Origin of the sequence: Rhizobium sp. CBN3 (assembly GCF_030518245.1) — a bacterium.
In the GTDB taxonomy this organism is placed as follows: domain Bacteria; phylum Pseudomonadota; class Alphaproteobacteria; order Rhizobiales; family Rhizobiaceae; genus Rhizobium; species Rhizobium aethiopicum_A.
The window spans coordinates 1-1,047 of the sequence record NZ_JAULSE010000084.1 but is presented as its reverse complement, the minus strand read 5'-3'; the positions used below and the strand labels follow the sequence as shown (position 1 = coordinate 1,047).

Here is a 1,047-nt window from a genome sequence, read left to right as displayed (position 1 = left end):
TGTGAGCTTTCGGGAGGTTGTCCATTCGGAGCGGATCGAGGAGACTGGAGCTACCACATCTCGAGTCGGAGGGATCGCCGCGAATGAACATTCATAAGAATGCCCGACTGACACCGTTGCGCCGGGAAGAAATGGCCCTTGCTGTTATCGAGGGGCATCTGACTCAGGCTCAGGCAGCACAGGCCTATGGCGTCTCGGCCAAGATCGTCGCCCGCTGGGTCGAGCGTTTCAAGGGCGGTGGTCGAGAGGCTATGCTCGATCGTTCGTCCCGACCTCATGTCATGCCCCGGCAGACCGGTCAGGCGCTGGCGGAGCGCATCATCACGCTTCGCCGCCAGCGCCTGACCGGCAAGCACATCGCAATCGAAACCGGTGTGTCTGCAGCGACGGTGAGCCGGGTGCTCAAGCGCGCGGGCCTCTCCCGGCTCAAGGATATCGAGCCGACCGAACCTGTGCGCCGTTACGAACGCCAGGCTCCCGGCGAGATGATTCATATCGACATCAAAAAGCTTGGCCGGTTCCACGAGGTCGGCCACCGCATCACTGGCGATCGCACCCGGCAGAGTTCGCGCAGGGGGAAGAATTGGGGCGCCGGTTGGGAATGCGTTCATGTGGCCATCGACGATGCCTCTCGCATCGCTTTCTCACAGATATTGCCTGATGAAACGAAAGAGAGCGCCGTAGCCTTCCTGAAGGCGGCATTGGCCTATTATGCCAGCCTCGGGATCGCGGTCGAGCGCGTCATGACCGACAACGGTCCCTGCTACACATCAAAGGCCTTTACTCAAGCTTGCCGCAAAAATGGCCTCAAGCATGTTCGCACCAAACCATACACGCCCCAAACCAACGGAAAGGCAGAACGCTTCATCCAGACCGCCCTCAGAGAGTGGGCCTACGCTGTCGCCTATCCCAACTCAGACACGCGCGCCGCCGAGCTGCCACGATGGCTCCATCGCTACAATTGGCACAGGCCTCACGGAAGCCTAAATTCAAAACCACCAATCAGCAGACTCGCTCTTACCCAGGACAACCTGTTGAGGCTCCACA

1 protein-coding gene is annotated in these 1,047 nt (G+C 60.0%); it reads left to right on the top strand.

Annotated elements, in window-relative coordinates; translation table 11 throughout:
* Positions 1 to 83: 83 nt before the first annotated feature.
* Positions 84 to 1,047, top strand: a 964-nt coding sequence (locus QWJ46_RS31040) for an IS481 family transposase (protein ID WP_302756367.1), incomplete at its 3' end; no start/stop codon positions are given.